Source organism: Pseudomonas fakonensis (assembly GCF_019139895.1).
GTDB classification, from domain to species: Bacteria; Pseudomonadota; Gammaproteobacteria; order Pseudomonadales; family Pseudomonadaceae; genus Aquipseudomonas; species Aquipseudomonas fakonensis.
Genome location: NZ_CP077076.1, coordinates 735212 through 761948, shown reverse-complemented (window position 1 = coordinate 761948; position 26737 = coordinate 735212). Strand labels below are relative to the sequence as shown.

Sequence of the window (26737 nt, the reverse complement as noted above, 5' to 3'; positions counted from 1 at the left end):
CGCAGGGGTCAGTGGGGCTGGCCCAGGGCCGTGGGGGCCTTGGGCGCATCAGTAGTGGCGCCCTTGGGGCGGGTGCGCACGAAGAAGATGGCGATGGCGGCCAGCACCGAGGTCACGGCCAGGCCGTACAGGCCGCCCTGGATCGACCCGGTCTGCTGCTCCAGCAGGCCGAAGGTGGTGGGCGCAACAAAACCGCCGAGGTTGCCCACCGAGTTGATCAGCGCAATCACCGCCGCAGCGATGCGTGCATCCAGGTAGCCCTGGGGGATCGGCCAGAACAGCGACGAGGCCGACTTGAAGCCGATGGCCGCAAAGCAGGTGGCGACAAAGGCGAACACCGGCCCGCCAGTGGTGGACATGAACATGCCGATGGCCGCGATCACCAGCGCACCGGCCACCCAGGCCTGCTGGAACTTGAAGCGCGCCGAGCCCGCAGCGAAGGCGTACATGGCGATGATCGAGATCAGCCAGGGGATGGAGTTGAAGAAGCCCACCTGGATTTCGCTCAAATCGCCCATGCGCTTGATGATGCTCGGCAGCCAGAAGGTCGCCGCGTAGATGGTCAGCTGGATGCAGAAGTAGATCAGGCAGAACAGTACGATCTGGCGGTCCTTGAGCAGGCTCCAGGCCGAAGGTTTCACCGCGCCCGAAGCCTCGCGCTCACGCTGCTCGCGGTCGATGGTTGCAACCAGCGCGTCCTGCTCGGCCTGGCTCAGCCACTTGGCATCCTGGGGCTTGGAATCGAGCCAGAAGAACACGAAGAAGCACAGGCTCACCGAGGCCATGCCTTCGATGAACAGCATCCATTGCCAGCCGTGCATGCCCAGGCCCTGGATCTGCATCAGCGCCCCGGCCAGCGGGCCGGAAATCAACGACGCCAGCGCCGAGCCGCTGAGGAAGATGGCAATCGCCTTGCCGCGCTCGGCCGCCGGCAGCCAGCGGGTGAAGTAGTAGATCACCCCGGGGAAGAACCCGGCCTCGGCCACGCCCAGCAGAAAGCGCAGCACGTAGAACTGGGTTTCGTTCTGCACGAAGGCCATGGCGGTGGCCACCAGGCCCCAGGTGAACATGATGCGGGTCAGCCACAGCCGTGCGCCGACCCGTTGCAGCAGCATGTTGGAGGGCACTTCGAACAGCGCGTAGCCGATGAAGAACAGGCCGGCGCCAAAACCGTAGGCCGCCGCGCTGATGCCCAGGTCGCTTTCCAGGTGTGGGCGCACGAAGCCGATATTGACGCGGTCAAGGTAGTTGACGATGAACATGATGACGAACAGCGGCAGCACGTGGCGCTTGACCTTGGCCACGGCACTGGCCAGTGCGTCGCCAGCGCTTGCGGCGGACGGATCGAGGGTGTGGTTCACAGGTGAATCTCCCACTAATTGTTTTTGTGCGGGTCGGTTGTCTGACAGGGCAGTGGGACGCAGCATAGGCCCGGCGAAGTTGTACGACAAGAGTGCAACTGGCCGATAAAAAGCAAAATACAAGCAGATAAAACATACAAAATACGCGATCACTCTAATAACGCGCAGATCATGAATATCCGTCGCAGAGAAATCACGGGCAAAAAAAAGTTTTATCGATTAACTTGTCATACAAGTTGACGCAATCAGGTGCCGCCCCATGACCGAACGCAAACGCAGCCACAGCCGTGCCCATGACCTGGTGTCGAGCCTGACCCAGCAGATTCTGCTGGGCACCTTCAAGACCGGGGACCGCTTGCCGTCAGAGAACACCCTGGTGCGCGAGCACGGGGTCAGCCGCACCGTGGTGCGCGAGGCGTTGTCGAAATTGCAGGCCTCGGGGCTGGTGGAGCCGCGCCACGGCATCGGCACCTTCGTGATCGAGCGCCAGGCCCAGGCCGGCCTGCGGGTGGGGGCAGAAAACGCCGCCAGCGTGCGCGACCTGCTGGAGCTGCGCATCGGCCTCGAAGGCCAGGCCGCCGCCTTGGCTGCCTTGCGCCGCAGCGATGAGCACCTGGCGCGCATGCGCCAGGCGCTGGACGACTACCAGGACCTGGCCGCCGCCGGTGACAGCTGCATCGAAGCCGACCGGCGCTTTCACCTGTTGATTGCCGAGGCCACCGGCAACCTGTATTTCAGCGAAATGATGGGCCAGTTGGGTAACGGCCTGATCCCGCGCAACCGCCTGGCCCTGGCCGAGCGCGAAGGCGCAAGGCTGGCGCGCCAGGCGTACCTGGCCAACCTGGAGCACGAGGCGATCCTCAACGCCATCCGCCGCCAGGACCCGGACGCCGCCCGCGCCGCGATCTGCCTGCACCTGTCCAACAGCCGCGACCGGCTGGTGCCGGATTGAACGACCGCCGCCAACACGCCCCCTCTGTAGGAGCGGCCTTGTGTCGCGAAAGGGCTGCGCAGCGGCCCCAGGATTTGCGCATCCTGCAAAATCGCCGGGGCCGCCATGCGGCCCTTTCGCGGCACAAGGCCGCTCCTACAAAGGGGGGCGTGACTGGGCTTCAGGCCAACGCGCTATCCACCAACACCTGCAACCGCCCCCGCGAGCAGCGTTCCACCCGCGCAGCCACGCCATACACCTTGGCCAGCAACTCAGGCTCCAGCACCTGCTCCGGCGCGCCGCTGGCCACCACCCTGCCCTCGCTCAGCACCACCAGCCAGTCGGCATGGCTGGCCGCCAGGTTGATGTCGTGCAGCACCGCCACCGCCAGCAAGCGGTGGGCCTGCACCCGCTCGCGCACCGCATCCATCACCCGCAGCTGGTAATGCAGATCCAGCGCGCTGGTGGGCTCGTCCAGCAGCAGCACCCGCGGGTTGCGCGCCAGCAACTGGGCCAAGGCCACCAACTGCCGCTGGCCGCCCGACAGGCTGCCCAGCGGGTACTCGGCCAGGTACTCGATGCCCAACCGGCGCAGCGCCTCGAAGGCCACCTCCAGGGGTTTCTCGACACCCGCCACCCGCAGCCCGGCGAGGATGCTCTCCAGCACCCCGAGCGCAATGCCCGGCGGCAGTTGCTGGGGCATGTAGGCCAGGCGCCGGGAACGCTCGGCAAAGCCCAGCCTGGTGACGTCCTCACCGTCCAGGCTCAGCGAGCCCTTCATGCGCTCCAGCCCCGCCAGCGCCCGCAACAGGGTCGACTTGCCGGCGCCATTGGGCCCCACCAGCGCCACCAGGCTGCCGGCCGGCAGCGCCGGCAAACTCACCCCGTGCAGAATCTGCCGCGTGCCATAGGCCACCGACAGTTGATCGATCAGCAAACTCACAGGTTTCTCCCCCGGCGGAACACCAACGCCACGAACACCGGCACCCCCACCAACGCAGTGACGATGCCCACCGGCACGATCACCCCGGGCAGGATCAGCTTGCTGGCAATCGACGACAGCGACAGCAGCAACGCACCGACCAGGGCACTGGCCGGCAGCAGAAAGCGCTGGTCCTCACCCACCAGCAGGCGGGCAATATGCGGCCCCACCAGGCCGACGAAACCGATGGTGCCGACAAAGGCCACCGCCGTGGCCGACAGCAGGCTGATACGCAGCAGCGAAGCCAGGCGCAGGCGCCGGGTGTCCACGCCAAAGCTGCGCGCACGCTCCTCGCCCATGCGCAACAAGGTCATGGCCGGCGCTGCACGCAACGAGAACGGCACCACTACAGCAAGCACCCCGGCCAGCAGCGTCAGCTTGTTCCAGTCGGCCCGGGCCAGGCTGCCCAGGGTCCAGAACACCAACTGCTGCAGCACGTCCTCGGTGGCCAGCAGTTGCAGCAGCGACACCACCGCGTTGCAACTGAACACCAGGGCGATGCCGAACAGCACCAGGCTTTGCACCCCGGCGCCGCGCAAGCGCGCCATGGCCTGCAACAGCACCACCGACAGGCAGGCGAAGGCGAACGCCATCAGCGTCACCTGCACGCTGGGTGCCAGCCACGCCACGCTCACCGGGTAGGCGATGGCCAGCGAGGCGCCCAGCGCTGCCGACGACGACACCCCCAGGGTGAAGGGGCTGGCCAGCGGGTTGTCGAGGATCGCCTGCATCTCGGCACCGGCCAGCGCCAGCGCCGCGCCCACCAGCACCGCCATCAGCGCGTACGGCAGGCGCACGTTCCAGATGATCACCCGATCGGTGGCGCTGAGCGTGGCCGGGTCGAACACCCCGTGCAGCAACTGCCCCAAGCCCATGCCCGAGGCGCCACTGGCCAGGTCGCCAAGCACCGACAGCAGCAACAGCGCCGCCAGCACCGCCACCAACAGCGCCCGCCGCCACAGCAGCCGGCGGTAGCGCCAGGCCGCCAGGGCAACGCCTTCCCGGGCCATTGCGGTCACTTGGCGGTAACCCAGTACTGGCCATCCAGGCCGACTTTCAGCAGTTGGTTGATTTCAGCCATGGTCGCCTTGGGGTCGAGGTCCTTGAAGCGTTCCGGGTGCACCCAGCGGGCCATGGCCTCGATGGCCAGGATGTTGAACGGCGAGTTGTAGAAGTCATGCCACAGGCCATGGGCCTGGCCGGCCTGGATCGGCCGCAGCGGTGCGAACTCGGGGCGCGCGGTGATCTTCGCCAGGCTTTGCCGGGCGGTGTCCTGCGACACACCCGCGCCCAGCAACACGCCTGGGGCGCGGTTGCCGGTGGCGATGTACACGTCCGGGTCTGCCTGCAGCACGTACTCCACGCTCACATCGCCCAGCGCGCCCGGCACCACATCGGCGCCGATGTTGTGCCCGCCCACGGCCTCGACCACGCTGCCCAGGCCGCTCTTGCCGGTGGTATGCCCCGGGGCCTGCCACACGCCGGCCAGCAGCTCGAGGAAGACCTTCGGCCGCTGGCTGTCGGGCAGCCCGGCCACCTGGTCGGTGACGCGCTTGAGGTGCTGGTCGTACAGGCTCAGGTACTCCTGCGCCTGTTGCTCGCGGCCCAGCAGCTTGCCCAGCGCCTGCATGCTCACCCGGGTGTTGTCGATCGGGTGCACGCGGAAATCGATGAACAGCACCGGCACCCCGGCCTTGGCCAAAAGGTCAGCCACCGGGCTGTGCTGGGTCGGGCCTTCGCCGGCGATGCTGAAGATCGCCAGGTCCGGTTTCAGCGCCAGAATCTGCTCGGCGCTGACGCTCTGCTCGGAGGCCTGGCCGATCAGCGGCAGCTTGGCCACCTGCGGGTACAGCTTGGCGTAGACGTCATAGGTGTGCGGGTCGAGCAGGCGCATGTCGTTCTGCCAGCCGACCACCCGCTGGAACGGGTTGTCGCGGTCCAGCAGGGCCAGGGCGAAGAACAAGCGGCCTTCGCCGAGCACGATGCGCTGCGGGGCATGGGCCATCTCGACCGTGCGGCCAAGCACGTCGGTTACTTGCACGGCACTGGCCGAAGGCGCCAGGCCCAGCCAGGCGGTGAGGGTCAGCACAACAGGCAGCAGGCGCCGCCAGGAAGGGGGGATGAAGCGCATGGGGGCATCCTCTGGAAGAGAATCGGTCGCATTTGAACCGCGGCATTCTGTCAGCCGTCCCACCCTGCCGGTGTGCGCAAATGTCACACGCCAGGCACAAACCATTACAAGGTTTCATCTAGTGCGCCAGGAGCCGGCAACGCCGGTGCCATCGTTGCCGGGCGAACGCTATCCGGCAACCTGCCCCCCTGTAGGAGCCGGCTTGCCGGCGATAGGGCCGGGCCTGGCAAGCAGCGATTTGTGCCTGGGCTGCTGGCCTCATCGCCGGCAAGCCGGCTCCTACAGGGAACGCAGATCAGCCCAGAAGCTTCTTCAACGCCCGGCAGTCCGCCGCATGCCAGTCAGCCAGCGCCGGCCAGGGGTTGTCCGGCAGGTTCACCAGCACCGTGCGGGTGCCGGCGGCACGGCCGCAGTCGAGGTCGAAGCGGTAGTCGCCGACCATCACCAGCTCAGCCGGCGCAACACCCCAGGCCTGGGCGATCTGTAGCAGGCCATCCGGGTTCGGCTTGGGCGCTGCCTCGTCGCGACCGAGAATGTGCTCGACCGGGAAGCAATCCGCCAAGCCGATCGCCTCGAGGGTGACATGCGCAAGCTCCCGGGCATTGCGGGTGAGGATTGCCAGGCGGCACCCCCGCGCAGCCAGCTCGCGCACCAGCTCCACCGCCCCTTCGGCCGCCTTCGAGGCAATTGCCAGGTCACGCTCGTGCTCCAGCAGCCAGGCATGTTTGGCCGCAGCCTCCTGTGCCGGCAGTGCAGCCAGGTGGGTGAGAATGTCGTGTTCGGCCGGGATCTCGAGGGCTTCACGAATGGCGGCAAAGTCGTGCACCGCCACGGTCAGGGTGCCGTCCATGTCGAACACCCAATGGCGAATCGCGGCCAGGTTCATGCCCAGTCCTTGCGGTGGCGAATCAGGCCTTCCTGGGTGGACGAGGCCACCAGTTGGCCGGCGCGGTTGTAGATGTTGCCACGGCAGAAGCCACGGGCATTGCCGGCCCAGGGGCTGTCGGTGGCGTACAGCAGCCACTCGTCGGCACGCAGGTTCTGGTGGAACCACAGCGAATGGTCAAGGCTGGCGATCTGCATATCCTTCTGCCACACCGACTTGCCATGGGGCAGCAGCGAGGTGGTCAACAGGCCGAAGTCCGAGGCGTAGGCCAGCAGGTACTTGTGCAGCGCGGGGATGTCCGGAAGGCTGCCGTCGGCGCGGAACCAGGCGTACTTCACCGGGTCGCCCGGCTTGGGGTCGAACGGGTCGCGTTCGGTCACCGGGCGGATCTCGATGGGCTTGGCGCACAGCACCTTGTCGCGGATGCGCTCGGGCAGGCGCTCGGCCATGTTGCGCGCCAACTCCACCTCGCTGGGCAGGTTTTCCGGGCCGACCACATCGGGCATCTGCGCCTGGTGCGCGAAGCCCTCTTCGTCGTACTGGAACGACGCACTGCAGGTGAAGATCGGCTGGCCCTTCTGGATCGCCGTCACCCGCCGGGTGCTGAAGCTGCCGCCATCACGCACGCGGTCCACCGAGTACACCACCGGCATGCTGGCATCGCCCGGGCGCAGGAAGTAGCCGTGCAGCGAATGCACGTGGCGCGCGTCCTCGACCGTCTGGCTGGCCGCCGACAACGACTGGCCAAGCACCTGGCCGCCGTACAGCTGGCGGAAACCCAGGTCCTGGCTGCGGCCGCGGAACAGGTTCTCTTCGATGGATTCGAGGCTCAACAGGTCGACAAGGTCGTCCAGCACATGGCTCATGAAAGGTTCTCCTGGCAAGGCAATACGGCGCTGTTATGGCTGCAGATGATACAGGGTTTGTCAGCGCTGCCGTCGAGGGGCAAACCGGTCAGCCTCGCAGGGTGCTTTCCCAACGTGCACGGTCGATGCGGTACAGCACATGGGGGCGCAGCGGGTCACCCTCGGGCAGGCGCGGGTGCTCGAAGCTGCCGTCGAGGTCCTGGACCATGCCGATGGCCTGCATCACCTTCTGCGACGGCAGGTTGCTCTCGGTGGTGAACGACACCACCTCCTCCAGGCGCAGCTGGGCGAAGGCGCAGCGCAGGCAGGTCCAGGCCGCCTCGCTGGCAAAGCCCAGCCCCCAGTGGCGCCGGGCCAGGCGCCAGCCGATCTCCACCGCCGGGCCGAACGGCGCGTCGAAGTTGACGTTGAGCAGACCCGTCATGCCGATGAACGCGCCGCTGTCCTTGCGCTCCAGCGCCCACAGGCCATAGCCGTACTCGTTGAAATGGCCACGGATGCGGCCCATCAGCGCTGCGGTTTCCAGACGCGTCATGGGCGCGGGGAAGTAACGCATCACCTGAGGGTCGGCGCACATCGCGGCGAACTCGCGCAGGTCGTCGTCGTGCCATTGGCGCAGCACCAGGCGGGCGCTCTCCAGTGCGGGGATGGGGGTCATCGGGCGGCTCCGAAATGGCGGCTTGCCAGTCTACAGCGTAGGCCGATGAACGAAGTTTCACCCCTGTGCCGGCTAGCGATGTTTTTTTCACATCGGCTTCACCGGGTGCGGACAGGCCACTGCCGAGAATGCCGGCAAATACAGCGGCCACACGTCGACGCCGCAATGCCATCGGAGTGACAGATGCTTTCCAATACCCTGGACAACCCGGCCAGCCAGGCCCGCCTGCGCCGCCCGCTTGCGCGTCTGGCGACGGGCAGCGCCATCGGCGTACTCGTGGTACTGACCGCGCTGGCCGCCTGGCTAGCGACGAGGACTCACATCGTGGACCTTGGCAACGAGCAACAGTTGAGTAACAGCGGCCTGCTGCAGGCCTGGCAGGACGGTGCGGTGCTGGTGATGATCCGCCACGCCGAACGCTGCGACAGCGCCCCCGGGCCCTGCCTGAACGACAGCACCGGCATCACCGTGGCCGGCAGCGAGGCCGCCACCCGGGTTGGCCAGGGCTTGCAACGGCTGGGCCTGGCCGAGGCGGACATGCTGGTAAGCCCGAAACTGCGCACCCGCCAGACCGCGCACTACCTGCTCGGCCAGGAAGTGGCCACCGCCGACTGGCTGGAAACCTGCGACAAGCAGTTCGCCGGCGAAGCCCTGGCGCGCAAGCGCCCCGGGCACAACCTGGTGCTGGTGACCCACAACGGCTGCATCGACCATTTCCAGCGCCAGCAGCATGTGCCGGGTGGTGAGCGCGAGAGCGGCTACGCCAGTGCGTTGTTCGTGTCGGTGGACGGCAACGGCAAGGCGCGCATCCTTGGGCGCATGAACGAGCCGGAGTGGCAGCGGGTATTGGCGTCGACCGGCAGGTAACAGGTTCCTAGCGGACCACTGTGGGAAGCGGCCTTGCCGGGGCGCCGTCCGGTCGAGATGGGGCGCGAAGCGGCCCCAGGATTTTGGCATCATGCAAAATTGTCGGGGCCGCTACGCGCCCCATCTCGACCGGACGGCGCCCCGGCAAGGCCGCTTCCCACAGGGATCGCACCAGCTTTTAGAAGTTGAGCAAGACAATTGCTCCCACAGGTTTGGGCACTTGTGCCCCAGGTAATCCGCAGAGCATGCACAAAAACTGGCAAGATCAGCCCAGGCCCCCACCACGACACCGCCCCATGCCCCTGCCGCTGATCTACCACGACGACTACAGCCCCGAATTCCCCGCCGACCACCGCTTCCCGATGGACAAGTTCCGCCTGCTGCGCGACCACCTGGTGCAAAGCGGCCTGACCACCGATGCCGCCTTGCTGCGCCCGGAAATCTGCCCCAACGACATCCTCGCCCTGGCCCACGAGCGCAGCTACATCGAGCGCTACATGAACGGCGACCTGTCCCGCGAAGACCAGCGCCGCCTTGGCCTGCCGTGGAGCGAGGCCCTGGCCCGGCGCACCGTGCGCGCGGTGGGCGGCTCGCTGCTCTGCGCCGAAATGGCCCTGCAGCACGGCATCGCCTGCCACCTGGCCGGCGGCACCCACCACGCCCACTACGACCACCCGGCGGGCTTTTGCATCTTCAACGACCTGGCGGTCATCAGCCGCTACCTGCTGGAGGCTGGCCGCGTGCACCGGGTGCTGATTTTCGACTGCGACGTGCACCAGGGCGACGGCACCGCGCGCATCCTCCACGACACCCCCGAGGCCATCACCGTATCGCTGCACTGCGAGCAGAACTTCCCTGCGCGCAAGGCCCAGAGCGACTGGGACATCCCCCTGCCGCGCGGCATGAACGACAGCGCCTACCTGAAAGTGGTGGACGATGCCCTCAACTACCTGCTGCCGCTGTACCAGCCAGACCTGGTGCTGTACGACGCCGGCGTGGATGTGCACAAGGACGACGCCCTAGGCTATCTGAACCTGACCGACCAAGGCCTGGCAGAGCGCGATGAACGGGTGATGCGCCAGTGCCTGGGCCGGGACATCCCGGTGGTGGGGGTGATCGGCGGCGGCTACAGCAAGGACCGGCAAGCCCTGGCCCGGCGCCACGGCATCCTTCACCACAGCGCGGCGCGTGTCATCGGTTGTTCACAATGACTGTGGAACCGCCTGTGGATAACCTGCGGGAAAGCCGCGCCAGCCCTTTGCCTGCCTGGGCTGCAGAAACATGATCATTTTTTGACCAGTGGTTGTGCACAGCCCCCTGGGGTAGAATGCGCGACCTTTTCCACAGCCCGTCGCCCGCCATGTCCGAATCCCACAGCACCGCCCGCCCCCTCGTCGCCGTCATCGGTGGTGGCCCTGCCGGCCTGATGGCCGCCGAGGCCCTGGCCCGGCGCGGCGTGGCCGTGCAGGTGTTCGACGCCATGCCGTCGGTGGGCCGCAAGTTCCTGCTGGCCGGGGTCGGCGGCATGAACATCACCCACTCCGAGCCCTACCCGGCGTTCGTCAGCCGCTATGGCGCACGCCAGGGCGAGGTCGAGGCGTTGTTGCAGGGCTTTGATGCCGACGCCCTGCGCCAGTGGATTCACGGCCTGGGCATCGAAACCTTCGTCGGCACCTCGGGCCGGGTATTCCCCCGCGACATGAAGGCCGCGCCACTGCTGCGCGCCTGGCTCAAGCGCCTGCGCGACAGCGGGGTAGTTATCCACACCCGCCACCGCTGGCTGGGCTGGAACGCCGATGGCAGCTTGCAGATCAGTTATCCACAGGGCGAACTGAGCGTGCAGGCCGATGCCGTGGTGCTGGCCCTGGGCGGCGGCAGTTGGGCGCGCCTGGGCTCGGACGGCGCCTGGGTGCCGTTGTTGAACCAGCGGGGTGTGGATATCTCACCATTGCTGGCGAGCAACTGCGGTTTCGAAGTGCAGGGCTGGAGCGCGGTGCTCACCGACAAGTTCGCCGGCGCGCCGCTCAAGAACATCGCCCTGGCCGTGCCTGGCGCGGCCATGCGCAAGGGTGAGTTCATTCTCACAGCGCAAGGGGTCGAGGGTAGTCTGGTTTACGCCTGGTCGGCAGCGCTGCGTGACGCGATCAACCGCGACGGCCACGCCACGTTGTTGCTCGACCTGTTGCCCGACAAGCCTGTGGACAAGATTGCCCAGGCCCTGGCCAAGCCCCGCGGTTCGCGGTCGATGGCCAAGCACCTGCACAGCCAGTTGGGCCTGGATGGGGTGAAGGCGGCGCTGCTGCGCGAGCTGACCGACCCGGCCACCTTCGCCGAGCCTGCACGCCTGGCAGCGGCGATCAAGGCCTTGCCGATCGAGCTGGTACGCACCCGGCCGCTGGACGAGGCGATCAGCAGCGCCGGTGGCGTGCGCTTCGAGGGGCTGGACCAGGGGTTGATGGTGCGCGGGCTGCCGGGGGTGTTCTGTGCCGGCGAGATGCTCGACTGGGAGGCGCCGACCGGGGGGTATCTGCTGACGGCGTGTTTTGCCAGCGGGTTGAAGGCAGGGCTGGCGGCGGCGGATTGGTTGGCGGGTAAAGCCTGAACGAATGCCGGGGCTGCTTTGCAGCCCAATCGCCGGCAAGCCGGCTCCTACAGGGGGTACGCGATTGTCAGCATTGACCCGTGACCTGTAGGAGCCGGCTTGCCGGCGATGAGGCCCTCAAGGCTTGCGCTTGGCCGGCTTGCCGCCAAAGCTCGGCACCTTGCGCACGGCCTTGACCGCAGGCGTTGCCGGGCCCGAGTCGGCGCTGTCCATCCAGCGCCCCAGGCCGCGCTTGGCGCTGTTCTCTTTAGGTTTTTTCGGCTTCTTCGGCTTTTTCACCACCTGCCCGCTGGCATCGATCTGCGGCACCCGGTGGTCGGGGATGAAGTCCGGCTCTTCGTGGCGCGGCAGCTGCTGGCGAATCAGCGTCTCGATTGCGGCCAGCAGGTTCACCTCATCGGCGCACACCAGCGAAATCGCCTCGCCCTTGTTGCCCGCCCGGCCGGTGCGGCCGATACGGTGCACGTAGTCCTCGGCGACGATCGGCAGGTCGAGGTTGACCACCAGCGGCAGGTCGTCGATGTCCAGGCCGCGAGCGGCCACGTCGGTGGCCACCAGCACCTGGATTTCACGCGCCTTGAAGGTGTCCAGCGCGCGCTGGCGGGTGGCCTGCGGGCGGTCACCGTGAATGCCGTCGGCGTTGATGCCCTCGCCCAGCAGGCGCTCGACCAGCTCGTCCACACCCTTGCGGGTCTTGGCGAACACCAGCACCTGCTGCCAGCGCTGCTTGCGCAGCAGGTGGCAGAACAGGTCGGCCTTGCGCTTCTTGTCCACCGGCACCAGCCACTGCTTGACGGTGCTGGCGGTGGCGTTGCGCGGGCTGACCTCGATGCTCAGCGGGTCGTTCAGGGCAAGGCCCGCGAGCATGCGGATCTGCTCGGAGAAGGTGGCCGAGAACAGCAGCGTCTGGCGCTTGCGCGGCAGGGCGGCGTATACCGACTGCAGTTCTTCGGCAAAGCCCAGGTCGAGCATGCGGTCGGCTTCGTCGAGCACCAGGGTCTGCACCTGGCCGAACTTGATGGCGTTCTGGCGGAACAGGTCGAGCAGCCGGCCCGGGGTGGCCACCAGCAGGTCGACACCCCTGCGCAGGCGCATCATCTGCGGGTTGATGCTGACCCCGCCGTACACCGCGTAGGTGGACAGCGGCAGGTCTTCGGCATATTCGCGCACGTTGGCGTGCACCTGCTCGGCCAGCTCCCGGGTGGGTACCAGCACCAGGGCGCGCACCGAATTGGCGGCCACCTTCTCGCCCTCCAGGGCCAGGCGCTGCAACACCGGCAGGGCAAAGCCTGCGGTCTTGCCGGTGCCGGTCTGGGCGGCGGCCATCAGGTCGCGGCCGGCGAGCACGGCGGGGATGGCCTTGGCCTGGACCGGGGTTGGGGTGCTGTAGTCGAGCTTCTGCAGGGTGCGCAGCAGCGGTTCGATCAGGCCGAGTTTGGCGAAATTCATGGTGGTACCGTCAGGGGGTTCAGCGAAGGCGGCAAGTTTAACGCAATGGGTTGCATTTGTAGGAGCCGGCTTGCCGGCGATGAGGCCATCACCGGCAACACAATAAAATCGCCCCCACGCCTGTTACGCCATCAGGCCGCCGCAGGCGCCTTGCGCCATTGCGGCAAACCGATCAGCACCACCGCGCCGATGATCACCGCCATGGCCATGCACTCCTCGGCGCCAATGCTCTCGCCGGCGAACACGATGCCCAGCAGCACCGCCACCGCCGGGTTGACGTAGGCGTAACTGGTGGCCGCCGCCGGGCGCACGTGCTTGAGCAGATAAAGGTACGAGCTGAACGCCAGGATCGAGCCGAAGAACACCAGGTAGGCCAGCGCGCCCCAGCCCGCTGCGGTCGGCATCTGGGTCATGCGTTCGCCGCTCACGGCGCTGCCGATCAACAGCGCGGCGCCACCGGCAAGCATCTCGGCGGCGCTGGCCATGGCGCCCTTGGGCAATGGCAGGGTCTTGCTCCACACCGAACCGAACGACCAGGCAGCGGCCGCGAACAAAATCAACGCCGCGCCCATGGGGCTGGCCTGCAGGTTGGAGCCGAGGTTGAGCAAGCCGATGCCGGCCAGCCCGAGGAAGATGCCCGCCCACTCCAGGCGCGAGTTGCGGTGGCCGAACAGCAACCCGAACACCAGGGTGAACAGCGGCACGGTGGCCACCGCCAGCGCCGCCACGCCCGAGGCGACGCCGGCGTGCTCGGCCAGGGTCACCCCGCCGTTACCGCAGCTGAGCAGCAAAAAGCCGATGGCCGCCGCCGAGCGCCATTGCGGCCAGGTCGGTGCCGGCGCCCCGCGCCAGCGCAAAAAACCATACAGCAGGCTGCCGGCAATGATGAAGCGCACCCCGGCCATCAGCATCGGTGGCCAGGATTCCACGCCAATGCGGATGAACAGGTAGGTGGAGCCCCACACCAGGTACAGGGCAAGAAAGGCGCCGATGAGCAGCAACGGGAAGCGACGGGAGGCAGGCATGGCAGAAGGGCTCGAAATCCGTTTACGGGTGGCTTAGTTTAGAAAGGCCCTTGCGCAAACTTAAGTTACAAAGCGACTTTAAATCACCGAAACACTTTGCAAAAAATGGTTATTCAGCGAGTTTGCCATGCTTTGCAAAGTCACCAGGAATCGCCATGGACAAGTACGACCGCATGCTCCTCGCCGCCCTGCTGGAAAACGGCCGGGCCACCTACGCGCAGCTGGCGCGCCAGGTTAACCTTTCGGCCCCGGCGGTGGCCGAGCGGGTAGCCAAGCTCGAGGCCAGCGGGGTGATTACAGGGTATACCGCCAAGGTCGACCTGGAGAAAATCGGCCTGCCGGTGCAGTGCATCATCGAACTGCGCCTGGCCAGCCATGGCAGCCATGATACCCACCATGCCTATGCCCAGCTGGCGGCCATTCCGCAAATCACCGAATGCCACCGGGTGACCGGCGACCCCTGCGTGATCATCCATGGGGCCGTGGTATCGATGGTTGAACTGGAAGCGCTGATCAACCGCATCGCGCAGCTGGGCTTCACCAAGACCTCGATCGTGCTGTCCAGCGCGGTGGAACGGCGGGTGCCGTTGGGGCATCTGGAGGGCAGGAAGGGGTGATGCTGCCGGTGCTGGCCCTATCGCCGGCAAGCCGGCTCCTACAGGTGCAGCGCGAGCCTGACGCTTATGAGCATCAATGCTTGAGCAGCAACTTGCCCTCGATCGGCACATAGCGGCTGGCGGCGCGGATCACCGACAACGCGGTCAGCCCCGGCACGCCATACACCACGGTCTCTACGCCATGGCGCTGCATCGCCCGCTCCAGCAGCAGGTCGAAATCGCCATCACCGGAGGCCAGCACCACCTGGTCGACCCGCGCTGCGGCCTCGATCACATCCAGGGTGATGCCCACGTCCCAGTCGCCCTTGGCCGAGCCGTCGGCGCGCTGGATGTAGGGTTTCAGGCGCACCTCGAAACCCAGGTTGCGCAAGATCTGCTGGAACTGCTGCTGCTTGCTGTCGCCGCGGTCGATGGCATAGGCGAGCGCCTCGACGATCTGCCCTTCGCGGCTGACATCGGCCCACAGCGCGGCATAGTTGAAATGGCAGCCGTGGCCCTGGCGAACCGTGTAGTAGAGGTTCTGCACGTCGGCGAACAGTGCGATTTTTTTCAAACCTGATACTCCGCTGGGGCGTGGGCGGGGCTGCCATGCAGCCCTTGTGCCGCGAAAGGCGCGCAACGCGCGCCCGGGAATGTCAGCGAGTATGCCAGAGCCCTCAGACGTAGTCGTCGTCGGAGAAGAAGCCGCCGTCATCACCGCTGTAGTCGGTATCGGCAAAGCCACCCTGGTCATTGCCCCAGCCACCGTTGTCGGCCACCTGCTGCTGGCCGCCCTGGTCGTTCCAGCCACCTGGGTCGCTGGCCGGTGCCGGCTCCTCCTTGATGACCTCGACCACCTCTTCAGGCTGCGAGTGGTGGTTGAACAGGCTGCTGATGCCCTGGGCCAGCAGCACGCCACCGGCCACGCCCGCAGCAGTCTGCATGGCGCCGCCAAGGAAGCTGCTTGCACCGCTGCGCGCAGGCGCTGCGCCGAAGCCTTGTTGCTGTTGCGGCTGTGGCTGTGGCTGTGGCGCTGCATAGGCCTGGGGCGCCGAATCACGCCAGCCACCGCCGCTCGAAGTTGGTGGTGGCGCCACCGAACGCTGAGGCTCGGGGGCCGGGCTGCGCGTGCCACCACCGAACAGGCCGGAGAGAAAACCCCCGCCGCTGTTGCCGGCGGCAGGGCGGGCGGCGTCCTGCTGGGCGCGGGCCTGCTTGAGCTGTTCTTCAAGCTGCTTGTTCTGCTCGTCCAGGCGCTTGAGCGCCGCTTCCTGCACCAGAATCGCCTGGGCCATGTAGTAAGGCGCCGCCGGCTGCTGGCGCAGGTGCTCCTCGATACGCGCCTGGGCCTGGGCATCACGCGGCTGGGCCGGGTCCTCGGCTTGCTTGATACGGCCGAACAGGCCGTCGATCAGGGTTTGTTCTTCAGTGTTCATCGGGGCAACCTCGTGCGCTGAACAGGGCATCGGACAGCGTCAAAGATGGGGGGCCGGCAGTGCCGATTCAACGTTTTGGCCATGAAACATTTTTCAGCATGTGTGCGCTCTGGGCTAAAGTGATGCCCTGCTTTTTTGCCATGCGATGTTGACCGATGAATCCGCTGAGCGTTCTGCGCGACTCCCTGTACTTCTTCCGCCGCCACCTGGCGAACATCCTGCAACTGTGCCTGCCGCTGGTGGTGCTCGAGGCCCTGGCCACCCAGTTGCTGTACAACCAGCTGGGCGAGCAGGCCTCGCCGGCCTACGGCATGCTGGTGAGCCTGCTGTTCTACCCGCTGTACAGCGCAGCGTTGATTCTTTACCTGGACACCCGCAGCAACGGCGAGCCGGTGGCCAAGCGCAACCTGTTCGCCCGCGCCGTTCAGCTGTGGCCGGCGCTGGCCCTTTTGATACTCATCAGCTCGCTGCTGATCATGGCGGGCCTGGCGCTGTTCATCTTCCCGGGGGTATGGATCATGGTGAACCTGGTGTTCGCCGAATACCTGCTGGTGCTGCGCGGGCTGCCGGTGGTCGAGGCCATGCGCACCAGCGCGCGCATGACCACCGGGCACTTCCTGCGGATCATGGTGTGCATGCTTTCGGTGCTGGCGCCGCTGTGGCTGATCGACGGGCTGCTGCTGACCGCCTTCCCCGACCCGCAACCGGGCGTGCAACTGGCGCTGGACAGCCTCAACGGCTTTTTGCAGCTGTTCAGCACCGTGGTGCTGTACCGGCTGTTCATGCTGCTGGAGAGTGAAGCAGCGGCTTGAGTTGCGCTTTGTGCTCAAGCGGGTCCAGACAGGCTGACACACGCTGCTGATTGCGACGCCAATGCTGCAGAGGAAGCGTATCGGCCTGCAACCCGACAGGCGCAGCCGGCAAAGTGGTTCGGCACGGCCAACGCGCAGTTGCCAAGGCCACCGATCACGAGGAGCTTTCATGATGACGCCAACCCAAGCGCCGAGCTGGGCCACGCAAGCATTCTCAGCCACGCTGTTCTTGCTCAATGGCAGCAGCAAAGTCCCGGTCACCCACCTTGACACGTTTTATGCCCCCTCCTCGCCCAGTGGTGGCAGCGAGCAAAGCACGCTGGACGACGGTTGGTTGCGGGTGAAGGGCACGGCAGATGCCATCACGCTGCACTTTCACTACCTTTCGAGCACCACCGACCGGCTGCATTATGAATTGGCGCTGGGCGGTGACCGTGACCGAAAACTGGCGGCCAGCCGCAATGGCTACCTGGGGCTGTACAAGCATGCAAGCGTCGAGGGTTTCTGGAAGCTCGAGCCCCTGGCCTACCAGGGCAACGAACTGCGCTGCCGGATACGCGACCACCTGGGGCAACTGGTCAAGGTGGAAACCGGCAGTGGTTACCTGACAGTGGGTAACGGTGCAGAGCAGCAATGGCTGATCGTACGGGCCTGAAGCCTTAGCCGGCCTGGCTATGCAGCAGCCGACTGGCATGCCGACGAACGGCTCGGTTATGCTCGCCCGACCTGCCTGCACAAGCCGAGCCGATGATCCGCCTACTGCGCAATACCTTGTTGTTCCTGCTTCTGCTGCTGATTGCCCTGTGGCTGCTGGCCGAGCACCTCGGCTGGCAACCTGCGCCGCGCGAGGCGGTTCCGCTGGCCTGCCAGGGCAGCGCCGCACCGCTGAGCCCGGGGCAGTCACTCAAGGTAATGACCTGGAACGTGCAGTACCTGGCCGGCAAGCGCTACGTGTTCTGGTACGACCAGGGCCATGGCAACGACACCCGCCCCAGCACCGAAGACCTGGCCTTCAACCTCGACGAGGTGGCCCGGGTGATCCGCGCCGAACAGCCCGATATCGTCCTGTTGCAGGAACTGGACCGCGACGCCAAGGCCAGCGGTTACCAGGACCAGCTTGCGCTGCTGCGCGAGCGCCTGGCCGACCTCTACCCGTGCAGCGTGCAGGCCTATGACTGGAAAGCCGGCTTCGTACCGGACCGGCACATTCTAGGCAGCGTCGGCCGCACCCTGGCCACCCTCAGCCGCTACCCCATCGACAAGGCCGAGCGCCTGCAACTGCCCAATGCCGCCGACGATGCCCTGGCCCGGCTGCGCGAGCGCCAGCCGGCGGTGCTGGTCAGTTACTTGCCGGTGAGCGACGGCAGCCGTCTGGCAGTGCTCAACACGCAACTTTCGCCCTATCACACCGGCAGTGACCTGCAACTGCGCCAGGTGCGGCATGTGGCCAAGGTCCTCGACCGCCTGGAGACCCAGGGCACACTTTGGCTGATCGGCGGCGACTTCAACCTGCTGCCCCTTGGCCAGTACCGCCGCCTGCCACCGGCGCAGCGTGGCAGCTACCCGGCCGACAGCGACCTGCACCTGCTGTGGGACAAGTACCCGATGATCCCCAGCAATGCCGAAGCCAGTGGTGCCGAGCGCAGTGCCTGGCTGACCCACTTCCCCAACGACCCGACCGTCACCGGGCCCGACCGCACCCTCGACTACCTGCTGCACAGCCCGCGCCTGCTGCGTGAGCAGGGGCAGGTGCTGCTGGACGATACGTTGCAGATTTCCGATCACCTGCCGGTGATGGCGACGTTGCAGATGCCGCAGCCGGGTGTGTCGCGACGGCCGTGAGGTAATGCCCCACCGGTTTTTTGGGGGGCACCGGCTGCGTCGGTGATCGCCGGCACAGATTGAATGGGCCTCCTATGTGCCCCTAGGCTTGGCCCGCGCAGTCGCCTCGGCCACCAGCGGGTCGTCCGGCCAGTAGTGTTTGGGGTAGCGGCCCTTGAGGTCCTTCTTCACCTCGGCATAGGTGGTGCGCCAGAAGTTGGCCAGATCTTGAGTGACCTGCACCGGCCGGCGCGCCGGCGACAGCAGGTGCAGCTTGACCTGCTGGCGGCCACCGGCGATGCGTGGGGTGTCGGCCAAACCGAACAGCTCCTGCAGGCGCACGGCGAGGATCGGCGGCTGCTCGCTGTAGTCCAGGCGGATGTTCGAGCCCGAGGGCACGTTCAGGTGCGATGGCGCCAGCTCTTCCAGGCGCTGGGGCAGCGGCCAGGGCAGCAGGTTGCGCAGCATCGATGGCAAGTCCAGGGCCGAGAAGTGGCTCAGCCGCGAGACCTTGCCCAGGTACGGCTGCAGCCAGTCTTCGAGGCTGGCCAGCAGGGCTGCGTCGGCAAGGTCGGGCCACTCGCTGTGGCCGTCCTTGGCCAGGTCGAGCTGGCGCAACAGCGCCACCCGCGCCTGCCACTGGCGCAGCTCCGGGGTCCAGCTCAACAGGTTCAGGCCCTTGCGTCGCACCAGGCCGAGCAGTGCCCGGGCGCGGGCGTCATCGTCCAGGCCTGGCAAGGGTTCGCGGCTGAGCACCAGCTCGCCGACCTTGCGCTGGCGCTCAGCGCGCAGCACCTGCTCGCGCTCATCCCAGTCCAGCAGGTCGAGGGTTTCGACCTGCTCGGCCAGCACACCCTCGAACAGCGCCGGGTCGAACTCGGCGGCCAGGTAGATGCGTTCTTCACGCTGGCCCTGGCGGCTGCCCAGGTCGGCGATCACCAGCCAAGGCTGCTTCATCAGTGCGTCGGCTTCGCTGAACAGCGCCGCGCGGCCATTGGCCAGGCGGTACTCGGCACCACCTTCGCGGCGCTGCTGTGCCACCCGGTCGGGGTAGGCCAGCGCCAGCAAGGCGCCGAGCCAGCGTGGGTGGTCGGGGTCGGCCACTGCTGCGCCGGGCTTGCCGCGCAGTTGCCCGCGGTACTGCCGGGCCAGCTGGCGGGCGCGCTGTACACCGCCCTGGCCACCTCGGGCGGCCTTGCTTTCGCCACTGAGCAGCGCCAGGCGCGCGTGCAGGTCGGCGCCACCGCCGCGCTGGATATCCCGTTCGCCCAGCAGCGCTGCGACATCGCAGGCCATATGGCCCAGGCCCAGGCCCTGGCCGCGCAGCAACAGGTGAGCGATGCGCGGGTGGGCGGGTAGCTCGGCCATGGCCTGGCCATGGGCGCTGAGATTGTCGCGGCTGCCGGGCTTGAAGGCGCCAAGCCGGGCCAGCAGGTCCTGGGCCTGACCGTAGGCCGCTGCCGGCGGCTGGTCGAGCCAGCTCAACTGCTCTGGCGGAACGCCCCAGCGCGCCAGTTGCAGGGCCAGGCCGGCCAGGTCCGCCTGGAGTATCTCGGCACTGCCGTGGGCCGCCAACTGCTCGTGCTGGGCCTCGGACCATAGCCGGTAGCACACCCCCGGCTCCAGGCGCCCGGCGCGGCCGGCGCGCTGGGTGGCACTGGCGCGGGAGATGCGCTGGGTGTCCAGGCGGGTCATGCCGCTGCCGGGGTCAAAACGCGGCACCCGCGCAAGGCCTGCGTCGATCACCACGCGCACACCATCGATGGTCAGGCTGGTCTCGGCAATGTTGGTGGCCAATACCACCTTGCGCTGGCCCTTGGGCGCAGGCTCGATGGCGGCGCGCTGGGCATTGAGCTCAAGCTCGCCGTGCAGCGGGCACAGCAATATGCCCGGGCGTTCGCCGATGGCTTCCTGCAAGGCCTGGTGCACCCGGCGGATCTCGGCCTGGCCGGGGAGGAAAACCAGCAGGCTGCCGGTTTCGTCGGCCAGGGCCTGCAGCACGCAATCCACTACACGAGGCTCGATGAACTCACCGGGCTGGAATGGCCGGCCCCAGCGGATATCCACCGGGTGCATGCGGCCCTGGCTGCTGACCACCGGTGCGTCGTCCAGCAGCCGGGACAGGCGCTCGCCTTCGAGCGTTGCCGACATCAGCAGGATTTTAAGCGCCGGCGTGTCACGCAACAGCGCCCGGCCGTTGAGGCTCAGGGCCAGGGCCAGGTCGGCGTCGAGGCTGCGCTCGTGAAATTCGTCGAAAATCAGCAGGCCCACGCCGTCGAGCGCCGGGTCGCTTTGCAGACGCCGGGCCAGGATGCCCTCGGTGACCACTTCGATGCGGGTGTTCGGGCCGACCTTGCTGTCCAGGCGAATGCGGTAGCCCACGGTTTCGCCAACCTTTTCACCCAGCTCCGAAGCCAGGCGCTCGGCTGCCGCGCGGGCGGCGAGGCGGCGGGGTTCGAGCATCAGGATGGTCTGCCCGGCCAGCCAGGGCTCATCGAGCAGCGCCAGCGGCACGCGGGTGGTCTTGCCGGCGCCGGGAGGCGCCTCGAGCACGGCTTCGTGACGCTCGCCCAAGGCGTGGCGCAATTGGGCCAATACGGCATCGATCGGTAATGAAATCATGGTGGTCCTCGAACAATCGTCCGAGTATAACGGCGAACCGAGGCAGCCCAATCATGGTCTGAGCTTCAGGCGAGACGAATTGCCTTGCCCTTGTAGTGCTACTTTCCGGAGAGACACATGCGTATCCCTTCCCGCGTCATCGGTGGCGCCCTGATCGCCACCCTGCTGACCCAAATGACGGCCTGCGGCACGATTTTCTACCCTGACCGCCGCGGTCAGATCGAAGGCAAGATCGACCCCGTCGTTGTGGCAATGGACGCCATCGGTATTCTGTTTTATGTGATCCCCGGCCTGATCGCCTTCGGCATCGACTTCGCCACCGGCGCCATCTACTACCCCGGCGGCAAGACCGCGCAAATCGACCCGGCCAAGCTCAAACCGGCGGTCAACGCCGACGGCCAGGTCGACAAGGCCAAGCTGCAGGCTATTCTCGAAAGCGAACTGGGCCAGCGCCTGCCGCTGGACGACCCACGGCTGATCCAGCACCGCGGCAGCGTCGAGCAACTGGCTGCCTTCGGCCTGGTACCGGCCGCCTGACCCCTCCTTCTGCCAGGCCCGCAGCATGACCGTGAGCGCCGAACACAAACGCTTGCTGCGCCTGGCCACCCGCGCCTCGCTGTGCGTGGCCAGCATCCTGGTGCTGAGCAAGGCCGTGGCCTGGTGGCTGAGCGGCTCGGTGAGCCTGCTGGCCGGGCTCACTGACTCGGCGCTGGATGCCGTGGCCTCCTTCCTCAACCTGCTGGCGGTGCATTACGCGCTGCGCCCGGCCGATGACGACCACCGTTTTGGCCATGGCAAGGCCGAGGCCCTGGCCGGCATGGCCCAGGCGCTGTTCATCGGGGTCAGTGCGGTGCTGATCGCGGTGCAGGCGGTGCAACGGCTGCAGGCGCCACAACCCCTGGGGGATACCGCTGCCGGCATCGTTGTGATGGTGCTGTCGCTGGTGCTGACCCTGGGCTTGCTGGCGTTCCAGCGCAAGGTTGTGCGCCTCACCGGCTCCACCGCCGTGCGCGCCGATTCGCTGCACTACCGCTCCGACCTGCTGCTCAACAGCAGTATTTTGCTGGCCCTGCTGCTGGCTCAGTTCGGCTGGCCGCAGCTGGATGCCCTGTTCGGCCTGGGCATTGCCTTGTACATCCTGTGGAGCGCGGTGCAGATTGCCCGCGAGAGCACGGCGATCTTGATGGACCAGGAACTGCCTGCCGACATCGGTGAGCGCATGCTCGAAGTGGTGCTGGCGATTCCCGGGGTCAAGGGGGCGCATGATTTGCGCACACGGGTATCGGGCAGCCAGTGGTTCGTGCAGGTGCACCTGGAGTTGCCGGGGGCGTTGCCGCTGGAGCAGGCCCATGAATTGTGCGTGCAGGCATCGGCGGCGATACGCCAGCGTTACCCGCGGGCCGATGTGATGGTGCATGCCGACCCGGTTTAGGGTTGCCTGTCAGGGCCTCATCGCCGGCAAGCCGGCTCCTACAGGGAACGCAATCGCCTGTAGGAGCCGGCTTGCCGGCGATTGGGCCAAACCTCAATTGGTGCTGTAACCCCGCCCGCTCAAACAAGCCCCCAGCGCCCGCCGGTAACTGTCGGCCACCTGCAGCGGCGGCGCGGCGGTGGCGGTGGCCGGGTCGAAGCCGGACTGGCTCACCGCCCAACGATGGCACTGGTACCGGTCCTGCTCCTGCTGCTGCGGCCCCTGGCCGTACAGCGGGTAGGCGACCACGTCGTAGGGCGTGCCCTGCTGCTGCACCGGCATCGGTGCAGGCGCCGCCACCGGCGGGTTGACCACCACGTACTGCTGGCTGTCGCCCATGTACTGGTAGTAAGTGTCGGCCACCAGAAAATACAGCGCGCCACCCGCCCATACCTCACGGGCATAGGATGGCAGGTAGCCGACACTCACCCCATAGGGCGGCGTCACCACCACATAGCTGCTGCCATGGGGGCGGTACCAGTAACCACCGGAGTAAAAGTAGTCCTGCCCACGGTACGGCACTTTCCAATAACGGTCCGGGAAGCGGTCCACATTGTGCCCCGGGCGATACTGCGGCCCCGGCCCCCAGCCGTTGCCATGCCCGTCCGGGCGCCCGGCCCAGTCGCCACCCGGGCGCTGCCCGGGCCCGCCGGCCTGCCAGTGGCGGTTGTCGCCCTGGCGACGCGGGATATCCTGGTAGTAACCCTGGCGCGGCTGCTGGGTTTGGCGCACCTCATCGCGGGAATTGAGCGGCGAGCCGCGCCCGCCATTGCCGTTGCCATTGGGGTCCTGCGGGCCATCGCCCGGCCCTTGGGCCAGGGCACCCAGGCTGATGACCATGCCCAGCAAACCAACACCTGCCAACTGCCAGATGCGCGACCTCATGTTGTGCCTCTCGATCAGGGAAACTGCATGGCACCAGTCTACCGCGCGGCTCGAATCGCAAGCATTAAAAAAGGGAGGCCTTGCGGCCTCCCTTCGGGAATTGTTGTCCGTGCTCGGTGCTTGTGACACCGGCTCACCTCGCGCCGTCTTCTGGACAGTGCGTAGCCCGGGGGCTGACGAACCCTGTTGGTTCGCTGGCCGCGACCGCCCGCCTGGGGCGTGTCGCCGTGGACTGATGTCCGGGCAGTGATTCTGGTGTTAAAGATAGGCCAGGGCGCGGGGCACAGGATTGCGAAGATTGCTCTGATAAATGGCACTTGCGCAATTTTTCACTCAGGTTCGATAATTCACCGCAATCCGGATAGAAAAGGCCCCTTTCATGAGCAAGCTCGACCGCTACGACCTGAGCATTCTTGCCGAATTGCAGCGCGATGCGCGCATCTCCAACCAGGAACTGGCCGAACGTATCGGCCTGTCGCCCTCCCCTTGCTCGCGGCGGGTCAAGCAGCTCGAAGACGACGGCTATATCTCGCGCCAGGTGGCACTGCTGGACCGCAAGAAGCTCGGCCTGAGCCTGACCGCCTACGTGCTGATCGGCATGGACCGCCACACCCCCGAGCGCTTCGAAACCTTCGAGGCGGCGATCCGCAACCTGCCGCAGGTGCTCGAATGCAGCCTGGTCACCGGAATGGACGCCGACTATCAGCTGAAGGTGGTGGTACCGGACATGGACCACTACCAGAAACTGCTGCTCGGCAGCCTGACCCGTATTGAAGGGGTGACCAGCGTGCGTTCGAGCTTCGTGCTCAACCAGGTGCTGGCCAGTACCGAGCTGCCATTGACCCACCTCCGTTGAATCGCAGCCAACCCGGCGTATGATCGGGTTTTCAACCTGCCCGGAGTGAGCTGATGGATCCCGCCGTATTCGAAGAGTGGATGATGATCATCCTGGTGACCGTGCTGATCGGTTTCATGGGCTTCATCGTCTGGGACCTGGCGAAGAAGTCCAAGGCCGGGCGCTTTGGTACGCTGATCCTGTTCTTCGTGCTCGGGCTCGGGGTGCTGGCGTTCATCATCAAAAGCGTGGTGGTGGGGTTTCTGGAAGGGGTGTAACGGGTCAGCTTCTACGGTAACCGTTGGAGCGGGCTTGCCCCGCGATGGCGATCACAGCTTCGCCGCCACCTCACGCCAGCAGCCCTGCTCCAGCCCTTCGAGCGACCAGTCGCCAATCTTCACCCGCACCAGACGCAGGGTCGGCAACCCCACCGCTGCGGTCATGCGCCGTACCTGGCGGTTGCGCCCTTCGCGAATCACCAGCTCCAGCCACGCGGTCGGCACGCTCTTGCGAAAACGTACCGGCGGGTTGCGTGGCCATAGCTCGGGCTCTTCCAGCAAACGCGCCTCGGCCGGTAGCGTCGGGCCATCGTTGAGCTCGACACCCTCGCGCAAACGCCGCAACTGCTCCTCGCCCGGCTCACCTTCCACCTGCACCCAATAGGTCTTGGCCAGCTTGTGCCTGGGGTCGGCGATACGCGCCTGCAGGCGCCCGTCGTTGGTCAGCAGCAGCAGGCCTTCGCTGTCACGGTCCAGGCGCCCGGCCGGGTAAATGCCGGGGATATCGATGAAATCCTTGAGCGTGGCGCGGCCCTCGCCGTCGCTGAACTGGGTGAGCACGTCGAACGGCTTGTTGAACAGGATCAGGCGCGGCTCGGCCGGCGGCGCCTTGGGCTGGCGCCGAGGGCCGGCAGGGCGGCGCGGGTTGTTGCGGGGTGGCGGGGGCATGGATCCTCAGCGGAACGGCGGCTCATCGAAGCTGCGCAGTTTACGCGAGTGCAGCGAGTTGAGCTCGGTGCGCAGCAGGTCGAGGGCGGCGATACCGATTTTAAGGTGCTGGCTGACCGCGCGGTTGTAGAAGGCGTTGGCCGAACCGGGCAGCTTGATTTCGCTGTGCAGCGGCTTGTCCGACACGCACAGCAAGGTGCCGTAAGGCACCCGCAGGCGGTAGCCTTGCGCAGCGATGGTGCCGCTTTCCATGTCCACCGCCACGGCGCGGGACAGGTTGATCAGCGGCCGTTCCTGGGCCCAGCGCAGCTCCCAGTTGCGGTCGTCGTAGGTGAGCACGGTGCCGGTGCGCAGGCGCTTCTTCAATTGCTCGCCACGCTCGCCGGTAACCTGCGCTGCCGCCTCCTGCAAGGCCAGTTGCACCTCGGCCAGCGCCGGGATGGGGATGTTCGGCGGCACCACGCGGTCGAGGATGCCGTCACGGCGCATGTAGGCGTGGGCCAGCACGTAGTCGCCGATGGTCTGCGACTGACGCAGGCCGCCACAGTGGCCGATCATCAGCCAGCAGTGCGGGCGCAGCACCGCCAGGTGGTCGGTGATGTTCTTGGCGTTGGACGGGCCGACGCCGATGTTGACCAGGGTGACGCCGTCGCCGTCGGCGGCGATCAGGTGGTAGGCCGGCATCTGGTAGCGGTGCCAGACCACCCCTGCCACCAGCGCCTGGGCCTCGCCGTTGTCCATGGCCTTTTCGATGACCACGTTGCCGGGCAGCACCATGCGCACGAAGCGCGGGTCTTCACGCAGCTGTTCCAGGCCGTGGGCGATGAACTGATCGACGTAGCGGTGGTAGTTGGTCAGCAGGATCCACGGCTGCACGTGGCGCCAGTCGCTGCCGGTGTAGTGCACCAGGCGGCGCAGCGAGAAGTCCACGCGGGCGGCGTCGAACAGCGCCAGCGGCAGGGTTTCGGCACTTTCCCAGTCGTACAGGCCGTCGGCGATGTTGTCGGTGGCCGCCGACAGGTCGGTGCTGGGGAACACCCGTGCCAGTTGCGCGGCGGTGATGCCGCTGCCGGCCAGTTCGTCGCCCTGGTCGACCACATAGGGGTACGGGATGCTCTGCTCGCTGACACCCACCTCGACGGTGACGGTGTAGTCGTGCATCAAGGGGCGCAACTGCTCCAGCAGGTAACCGCGAAACGCCGAGGGCTGGGTGACGGTGACGCTGTAGGTGCCGGCCACCTGCACCTTGGCGTAGGCGCGGGTGGTGGCGGCGACTTCGCCCTGGCTGTAGTAGGTCAGGCGCAGCGCCGGGTAGCGGAACAGCCCGCGCTCCTCGTCGCTCGGTTCGGTGCGGTCTTTGAGGTAACGCTTGAGGGCCTGGCTGAGGGCGCCGGTAGCCTGTTCATGCAGGGCCGCCAGACGGTCGACGGCCTGTTCGGGGGTAGCAACGACTTCAAACGCTTGGCTCACGCTGGGGTTCCTGTCTTCAGACATGCATGACGACCATCTTGCCTAGGTTGCCGGGTAAATACATCCCCGATAGTCGGCGCTGAA

27 protein-coding genes are annotated in these 26737 nt (G+C 66.7%); 12 read left to right on the top strand and 15 right to left on the bottom strand.

Going from position 1 to position 26737, the window contains the following annotated elements:
- Positions 1-8: 8 nt before the first annotated feature.
- A complete protein-coding gene (locus KSS94_RS03445; RefSeq protein WP_217841665.1) occupies positions 9-1361 on the bottom strand; it encodes an MFS transporter in 1353 nt (450 codons plus the stop codon).
- A 259-nt stretch (positions 1362-1620) separates the two neighbouring features.
- Between KSS94_RS03445 and KSS94_RS03440 the strand changes: the two genes are divergently transcribed.
- Positions 1621-2313, top strand: a complete 693-nt coding sequence (locus tag KSS94_RS03440; RefSeq protein WP_217841664.1) for a FadR/GntR family transcriptional regulator — start codon at positions 1621-1623, stop codon at positions 2311-2313.
- Between the two features lie 160 nt (positions 2314-2473).
- Here the strand turns inward: KSS94_RS03440 and KSS94_RS03435 are convergent, their stop codons facing one another.
- The 6 genes from KSS94_RS03435 to KSS94_RS03410 all read right to left on the bottom strand — a co-directional run bounded on the left by KSS94_RS03435 (position 2474) and on the right by KSS94_RS03410 (position 7815).
- Complete coding sequence (locus KSS94_RS03435) at positions 2474-3235, bottom strand: ABC transporter ATP-binding protein (RefSeq protein ID WP_217841663.1); 762 nt, start codon at positions 3233-3235, stop codon at positions 2474-2476.
- Complete coding sequence (locus tag KSS94_RS03430; protein ID WP_217841662.1) at positions 3232-4284, bottom strand: FecCD family ABC transporter permease; 1053 nt, start codon at positions 4282-4284, stop codon at positions 3232-3234. Before KSS94_RS03430 ends, KSS94_RS03435 begins: the two co-directional genes overlap by 4 nt.
- Positions 4285-4289: 5 nt before the next feature.
- Positions 4290-5405 carry an ABC transporter substrate-binding protein gene (locus KSS94_RS03425; protein WP_217841661.1) on the bottom strand — a complete coding sequence of 372 codons (1116 nt, stop codon included), beginning with the start codon at positions 5403-5405 and terminating at the stop codon, positions 4290-4292.
- 295 nt (positions 5406-5700) lie between these two features.
- Positions 5701-6291 (bottom strand): HAD family hydrolase, encoded by a 591-nt coding sequence (locus KSS94_RS03420; RefSeq protein ID WP_217841660.1) that lies wholly within the window; start codon positions 6289-6291, stop codon positions 5701-5703.
- On the bottom strand, positions 6288-7157 hold the full coding sequence (gene tesB / locus KSS94_RS03415) for an acyl-CoA thioesterase II (RefSeq protein ID WP_217841659.1): 870 nt from the start codon (positions 7155-7157) through the stop codon (positions 6288-6290). The genes KSS94_RS03420 and tesB overlap by 4 nt, the downstream gene beginning before the upstream one ends.
- 88 nt (positions 7158-7245) lie before the next feature.
- Positions 7246-7815, bottom strand: a complete 570-nt coding sequence (locus KSS94_RS03410) for a GNAT family N-acetyltransferase (RefSeq protein ID WP_217841658.1) — start codon at positions 7813-7815, stop codon at positions 7246-7248.
- Between the two features lie 183 nt (positions 7816-7998).
- Here KSS94_RS03410 and pmrG point away from each other — a divergent pair, with 183 nt between their 5' ends.
- The 3 genes from pmrG to KSS94_RS03395 all read left to right on the top strand — a co-directional run bounded on the left by pmrG (position 7999) and on the right by KSS94_RS03395 (position 11284).
- Complete coding sequence (gene pmrG / locus KSS94_RS03405; protein WP_217841657.1) at positions 7999-8682, top strand: lipopolysaccharide core heptose(II)-phosphate phosphatase PmrG; 684 nt, start codon at positions 7999-8001, stop codon at positions 8680-8682.
- A 296-nt stretch (positions 8683-8978) separates the two neighbouring features.
- The gene (locus KSS94_RS03400) at positions 8979-9893 is read left to right on the top strand and encodes a histone deacetylase family protein (protein WP_217841656.1); all 915 of its coding nucleotides are present in this window, start codon (positions 8979-8981) and stop codon (positions 9891-9893) included.
- A 149-nt stretch (positions 9894-10042) separates the two neighbouring features.
- Positions 10043-11284 (top strand): TIGR03862 family flavoprotein, encoded by a 1242-nt coding sequence (locus KSS94_RS03395; protein ID WP_225935835.1) that lies wholly within the window; start codon positions 10043-10045, stop codon positions 11282-11284.
- A 117-nt stretch (positions 11285-11401) separates the two neighbouring features.
- Here KSS94_RS03395 and rhlE1 read toward each other — a convergent pair whose 3' ends face one another.
- Both rhlE1 and yedA read right to left on the bottom strand, forming a co-directional pair.
- A complete protein-coding gene (gene rhlE1 / locus KSS94_RS03390) occupies positions 11402-12733 on the bottom strand; it encodes an RNA helicase RhlE1 (RefSeq protein WP_217841654.1) in 1332 nt (443 codons plus the stop codon).
- Positions 12734-12864: 131 nt separating this feature from the next.
- Positions 12865-13758 carry a drug/metabolite exporter YedA gene (yedA, locus tag KSS94_RS03385; protein WP_217841653.1) on the bottom strand — a complete coding sequence of 298 codons (894 nt, stop codon included), beginning with the start codon at positions 13756-13758 and terminating at the stop codon, positions 12865-12867.
- 155 nt (positions 13759-13913) lie between these two features.
- On the opposite strand from yedA, the gene KSS94_RS03380 reads away from it, so the two are divergent.
- The gene (locus KSS94_RS03380) at positions 13914-14375 is read left to right on the top strand and encodes an Lrp/AsnC family transcriptional regulator (protein WP_217841652.1); all 462 of its coding nucleotides are present in this window, start codon (positions 13914-13916) and stop codon (positions 14373-14375) included.
- 73 nt (positions 14376-14448) lie between these two features.
- Here KSS94_RS03380 and KSS94_RS03375 read toward each other — a convergent pair whose 3' ends face one another.
- Entirely contained in the window at positions 14449-14928 is a 480-nt protein-coding gene (locus tag KSS94_RS03375) for an NYN domain-containing protein (protein ID WP_217841651.1), read from the bottom strand.
- 103 nt (positions 14929-15031) lie between these two features.
- The gene (locus KSS94_RS03370) at positions 15032-15790 is read right to left on the bottom strand and encodes a DUF2076 domain-containing protein (protein ID WP_217841650.1); all 759 of its coding nucleotides are present in this window, start codon (positions 15788-15790) and stop codon (positions 15032-15034) included.
- Between the two features lie 155 nt (positions 15791-15945).
- Between KSS94_RS03370 and KSS94_RS03365 the strand changes: the two genes are divergently transcribed.
- The 3 genes from KSS94_RS03365 to KSS94_RS03355 all read left to right on the top strand — a co-directional run bounded on the left by KSS94_RS03365 (position 15946) and on the right by KSS94_RS03355 (position 18444).
- A complete protein-coding gene (locus KSS94_RS03365; RefSeq protein ID WP_217841649.1) occupies positions 15946-16602 on the top strand; it encodes a YciC family protein in 657 nt (218 codons plus the stop codon).
- Between the two features lie 169 nt (positions 16603-16771).
- The gene (locus KSS94_RS03360; protein WP_217841648.1) at positions 16772-17257 is read left to right on the top strand and encodes a hypothetical protein; all 486 of its coding nucleotides are present in this window, start codon (positions 16772-16774) and stop codon (positions 17255-17257) included.
- Positions 17258-17349: 92 nt separating this feature from the next.
- The gene (locus tag KSS94_RS03355) at positions 17350-18444 is read left to right on the top strand and encodes an endonuclease/exonuclease/phosphatase family protein (RefSeq protein WP_217841647.1); all 1095 of its coding nucleotides are present in this window, start codon (positions 17350-17352) and stop codon (positions 18442-18444) included.
- A gap of 72 nt (positions 18445-18516) precedes the next feature.
- On the opposite strand, the gene hrpB is transcribed toward KSS94_RS03355, so the two are convergent.
- Positions 18517-21045, bottom strand: a complete 2529-nt coding sequence (gene hrpB, locus KSS94_RS03350) for an ATP-dependent helicase HrpB (protein WP_217841646.1) — start codon at positions 21043-21045, stop codon at positions 18517-18519.
- A gap of 117 nt (positions 21046-21162) precedes the next feature.
- Between hrpB and pmcY the strand changes: the two genes are divergently transcribed.
- Together pmcY and KSS94_RS03340 are read left to right on the top strand one after the other, a co-directional pair.
- Positions 21163-21582: a periplasmic Zn2+ metallochaperone PmcY gene (gene pmcY, locus KSS94_RS03345; protein WP_217841645.1), complete on the top strand. Its 420-nt coding sequence runs from the start codon at positions 21163-21165 to the stop codon at positions 21580-21582.
- Between the two features lie 25 nt (positions 21583-21607).
- Positions 21608-22477 carry a cation diffusion facilitator family transporter gene (locus KSS94_RS03340; RefSeq protein WP_217841644.1) on the top strand — a complete coding sequence of 290 codons (870 nt, stop codon included), beginning with the start codon at positions 21608-21610 and terminating at the stop codon, positions 22475-22477.
- 93 nt (positions 22478-22570) lie between these two features.
- Here the strand turns inward: KSS94_RS03340 and KSS94_RS03335 are convergent, their stop codons facing one another.
- Positions 22571-23401, bottom strand: coding sequence for a DUF6515 family protein (locus tag KSS94_RS03335; protein WP_217841643.1), 831 nt, complete (start codon positions 23399-23401; stop codon positions 22571-22573).
- A gap of 379 nt (positions 23402-23780) precedes the next feature.
- Here KSS94_RS03335 and KSS94_RS03330 point away from each other — a divergent pair, with 379 nt between their 5' ends.
- Both KSS94_RS03330 and KSS94_RS03325 read left to right on the top strand, forming a co-directional pair.
- On the top strand, positions 23781-24257 hold the full coding sequence (locus tag KSS94_RS03330) for an Lrp/AsnC family transcriptional regulator (RefSeq protein WP_003249795.1): 477 nt from the start codon (positions 23781-23783) through the stop codon (positions 24255-24257).
- Positions 24258-24310: 53 nt separating this feature from the next.
- Positions 24311-24514 carry a DUF2788 domain-containing protein gene (locus KSS94_RS03325; protein WP_013974331.1) on the top strand — a complete coding sequence of 68 codons (204 nt, stop codon included), beginning with the start codon at positions 24311-24313 and terminating at the stop codon, positions 24512-24514.
- A 51-nt stretch (positions 24515-24565) separates the two neighbouring features.
- Here KSS94_RS03325 and KSS94_RS03320 read toward each other — a convergent pair whose 3' ends face one another.
- Entirely contained in the window at positions 24566-25183 is a 618-nt protein-coding gene (locus tag KSS94_RS03320) for a pseudouridine synthase (RefSeq protein ID WP_217841642.1), read from the bottom strand.
- A gap of 6 nt (positions 25184-25189) precedes the next feature.
- Positions 25190-26677, bottom strand: a complete 1488-nt coding sequence (gene amn, locus KSS94_RS03315; RefSeq protein WP_217841641.1) for an AMP nucleosidase — start codon at positions 26675-26677, stop codon at positions 25190-25192.
- Between the last annotated feature and the right edge of the window lie 60 nt (positions 26678-26737).